The organism is Hymenobacter algoricola (assembly GCF_039539525.1).
Taxonomy (GTDB): Bacteria; Bacteroidota; Bacteroidia; order Cytophagales; family Hymenobacteraceae; genus Hymenobacter; species Hymenobacter algoricola.
In genome coordinates this window covers 1-4,013 of sequence record NZ_BAABDH010000074.1, presented here as the reverse complement: position 1 = coordinate 4,013, position 4,013 = coordinate 1, and the positions used below count along the sequence as shown (strand labels likewise).

4 protein-coding genes and 1 pseudogene are annotated in these 4,013 nt (G+C 57.3%); 4 read left to right on the top strand and 1 reads right to left on the bottom strand.

Annotated elements, in window-relative coordinates; genetic code table 11:
* Window positions 1-180: 180 nt before the first annotated feature.
* On the bottom strand, window positions 181-1,245 hold the full coding sequence (locus ABD842_RS13970) for a LacI family DNA-binding transcriptional regulator (RefSeq protein WP_345115049.1): 1,065 nt from the start codon (window positions 1,243-1,245) through the stop codon (window positions 181-183).
* Between the two features lie 333 nt (window positions 1,246-1,578).
* Here ABD842_RS13970 and ABD842_RS13965 point away from each other — a divergent pair, with 333 nt between their 5' ends.
* The 4 genes and pseudogenes from ABD842_RS13965 to ABD842_RS21255 all read left to right on the top strand — a co-directional run.
* Entirely contained in the window at window positions 1,579-1,974 is a 396-nt protein-coding gene (locus ABD842_RS13965) for a COG3415 family protein (protein ID WP_345115046.1), read from the top strand.
* A 507-nt stretch (window positions 1,975-2,481) separates the two neighbouring features.
* Window positions 2,482-2,640, top strand: a complete 159-nt coding sequence (locus ABD842_RS13960; protein WP_345115044.1) for a hypothetical protein — start codon at window positions 2,482-2,484, stop codon at window positions 2,638-2,640.
* A gap of 100 nt (window positions 2,641-2,740) precedes the next feature.
* The gene (locus ABD842_RS13955) at window positions 2,741-3,541 is read left to right on the top strand and encodes a family 43 glycosylhydrolase (RefSeq protein WP_345115041.1); all 801 of its coding nucleotides are present in this window, start codon (window positions 2,741-2,743) and stop codon (window positions 3,539-3,541) included.
* A gap of 122 nt (window positions 3,542-3,663) precedes the next feature.
* Window positions 3,664-3,720: pseudogene (locus ABD842_RS21255) on the top strand (hypothetical protein); the annotation flags it as partial.
* Window positions 3,721-4,013 lie beyond the last annotated feature (293 nt).

Here is a 4,013-nt window from a genome sequence, read left to right as displayed (position 1 = left end):
TTACTACCGCTCAGCCCCCGTTCCGCGCCTCGTGCTGCGGAGCGGGGGCTGAACGCGTTTATGGCCTCACCCCACCCCCCGGGTACCCGGCCCAGGCCCCCAGGCTTCGGCGGGTAGTGGCCTGCTGACAGTTTCTGGCCTGCGGAGGTACTAATACTACTACGAATTATTTTAGAGCACTTACAGTAATTTTCTCTGTGACGAGCCGCGAATCAATAGTGTAGGTTGTAGTACCACATGGCGGGGCGCTATTTCCTGGTCGCCGGCAGCAATCATATCTAGTAAGAGCTGTACGGCTGTTTTACCCATTTCCTCACAACGTTGGTCAACAGACGTTAACATGGGTTCTGTCAGAGAGTCAAATAACTCGTTACTGAAACCGGCAAGGGCTACATCCTGAGGAATACGCAGGCCTTGCTGCTTAACCATTTGCATAGCACCAACTAAGGCTAGATCATTGCACGCAAATACGCCATCGAGTATGGGAACCTGCCGTAACAGTGCCTGCATTCCCTCTCGTCCATCCTGCATCGAAAGGTCGCTGAAATGCACTAATGCCGGGTTGAGGGCATAGCCGTGCTTTTGCAGGGCGTCGGCGTAGCCCTGATAGCGGTTTCGGCAGATATTGAGGTGCTGTGGGCCGCCTAGATGGGCAATTCTCTGGCAGCCTTGCTCGATGAGATGCGAAACGGCATCGTATCCTCCTTGATAATCATCCAGTACTACTGCGCTGGTGAGGGGGCTTTCCATGATCCGGTCAAAGAAAACCAGCGGGATGCCCCGGCGGCGAACTTCCTCCAGATGCTGAAAATCCTGGGTGTAGAGGGAAATGGAAACCAGAATACCATCGACCTGCGCGTTCAGCAAAGCTTCTATATTTTTGCGCTCCTGTTCGACCTTTTCATTTGATTGGCAAATCATGAGGTTGAAGCCCGCCTGGTTGGCCAAGGTTTCAATGCCTTTGACTACCAGGGCGAAGAACTGCCCATCGATATGCGGAATAACAATGCCCAGGGTATTACTACGGCCTTTGCGCAAAGCTGCTGCCAAGTGGTTGGGCTGATAGTGCAGTTCACGGGCTTTGTCCCACACCCTTTTCTTGGTAGCCTCACTGATGCGGCTGTTGTTGCTCAGGGCACGGGATACAGTCGAAACCGAGAGGTTTAGCTGGGCAGCAAGGTCGGAGATGGAGGCGCGGTGAATAGGCACAGGCAAAAGAAATGATCTGCAGGCAAGGTCGTACAATTCGGGCAGTTTGCCTCGACTGAAGGATTGAGCAATGGGCAATTAACGGCGTAAACCAGGCAATAGCGTAACCAACTCAGATTGGCCGGGGCGGAAAAGTTGATTAGTTTGTGCAAACGTTTGCACAAACTAATCAACCGTATTACATTTAGGGCATTGAAGCAGCAGCAAAAATTTGTTTCTGGCTCTTAAAAGCTTTCCAACCCGTTATTTCTACTGTAAATGGGGCGTCATCGTCAGTCCGTAAGCCTATCTAATCAGCAGCAGGCTTACCTCACCAACTTTATAAGTTCAGAAATACTTTCCCGTCAGCAGCGCAACCGGGCTTTGGTTTTGCAGCATTGGCAGGCCAACCTGTCGGTGCAGGATTCGGCCGAGTTGCTGCACCTTAGCATCCACCGGGTATATAGCATGCGGCGGGCCTATGGCGAGGACGGCTTCCAGAACTACCTGCATGCCATCCGGCGGTGCGGAGCACCCAACAAGCTGACCCCGAAAATGGAAACCCAGCTCCGGCGGTTCACTGAGCGCGCCACGGCCAAAGGCAAGCGGGTAACCCTTACAGCCCTGGCCAAGCGCGTAGTAGAACTAGGCTACGTGGACAGTATCTGTACCGTCACCATCCATAAGGTATTGAAGCAGGCTCGTGCCACTGCCCGGGCGGCGGCGCCCCAGGCGTCTCGGCTGTTGCTGCACCCGGCACACCAAGCAAAAGAGCGGGCAGCTTAACTCGTCAAGTTCCTGCTTTACCCCATAAATGCCTAAGCCCTGGCTGCTCCAGCCATTCGCTTAGGCATTTGCTATGAACAGTAACACGAGAGCAGCGCAAACTCGCAGTAGCCACGCACTGCTGTTCACGGCCGCCGCTTTCAGGAAGACGGTGCTTATTTACAGCCCTGTTGTGCCTGCCTTCCCCCATGTCTTGCTGCTTGCCGCTTGTTCGGTATTGGGCGGCCCTGGAGGCTGCCGCCTCGGCCGGTTCCGCTAGCTGTTGGGAATAGACTTGCTGGCGCGGCCTTTACCCGGCCAGGCCCAGTCAGGAACGACGCTTTCGAAAGTACGGGTGCTGGACCTGGGCAACGGCACCTACAAAAACCCGGCTCCCTATGCCGATTACTCTGACCCCGATGTTATTCGCTTCAGCGCGGATTTTTGCCTGACTTCCTCCAGCTTCAACGCGGTGCCCAGGCTACGGCTGCTGTCCCCCCCCCCAGGATCTGGCTAACTGGAGCCTGATTGGCGCCGTGCTCGAGCACCAGCCGCCCCTGGCTCGCTACAGCGTGCCCCACCCAGCCCGGCAACGGAGTATGGGCGCCGGCTCTGGGTCACTACAACAAGGAGTTTTACATCTATGAGCCCAACCCGGACCTGGGCATCTTCATGACCAAGGCTTAAGAATCCGGCGGGACCCTGGTCGACGTCGGTGTGCGTGAAGGAAGCCCAAGGCTGGATTGGCTCTTTTCCGCTCCGGGACACCGATGGCAAGGCCTAGCTTGTGCACGGCTTTGCGGGGTCCCGGGCAGGTATCAAAACCATTCTGGCGGTGAGTCCGATGAGTGCCGACGGCCGGCACCTGACCGGCGACGATGCGCTGGTCTTCGACGGACACGCTAACCACCCGACGCCGGAGGGCCCCAGGTTTTACAAGCGCCACGGCTACTATTACATCTTCGCCCCGGCCGGGGGCGTCGCAACGGGCTGGCAGCCGGTGCTGCGCGCCAAGAGCATGTATGGCCCGTATGAAGAGCGTATTGTGCTGGACCAGGGCAAAACGGCCATCAACGGGCCCCACCAGGGTGCCTGGGCCGATACCGACACTGGGGAAGACTGGTTTCTGCATTTCCAGGACCAGGGTCCCTACGGGCGGGTAGTGCATCTGCAGCCCATGAGTTGGAAAAACGACTGGCCCATTATCGGCGAGGACCCCGATGGCGACGGCAAAGGCCAGCCCGTGCTGACGCACCGCAAGCCCGCGGTGAAAAGCAAGGTGCCGCCGCTTGCCATGCCGCCAACATCCGACGAGTTCAGCGGCTCCGGTCTAGGGCTGCAATGGCAGTGGCACGCCAACCCGCAGAACTATTGGGCTTACCTGAACAGTCCGCAGGGATATTTGCGGCTGTACTCGGTGCTGCTACCAGAGAACTATCGAAACCTGTGGCAGCTGCCCAACCTGCTGTTGCAGAAGCTGCCGGCCGAAACGTTCACAGCTACCACCAAGCTGATGTTTACCTCCCGGGTAGACGGAGAAAAGGTGGGGCTGATGCTGATGGGGCTGGCTACGCCTACATTTTGCTGACCAACCAGCGCGGCCAGCTGCAGCTCAGTCAGAGCGTATGCCGCTAGGCCGATAAGCTGAGCCCAGAAACGACGACGGCACCGGTGGCGGTGCTGTAGGCTACGCAGCCTGTTTACCTCCGGGTGGCCGTGCGCCCGGGCGCCAAATGCCAGTTCAACTACAGCTTCGACGGACAGCAGTTTCAGCCCCTGGAAGCGGAGTTTCAAGCGGTGGAAGGCAAGTGGATCGGCGCAAAGAGGGCCTGTTCAGCACCTGCCCCGCCAAGTTCAACGATGCCGGCAACGCGGATATCGACTGGTTTCGCCTGGAGTAAGAAGGGCCGCCTAAGGGGCAAATTGTAAACCCGAGGGTATAAAAGCCCTTTAGATGTATAGTCCCAGGGAGAGATGGTGTATTTTCCGGGCTGGAATTTCGCACGCACTTATGGGACAAATACTCCACGGCAGCGCCCGCACAACTTCGGCAATACGGG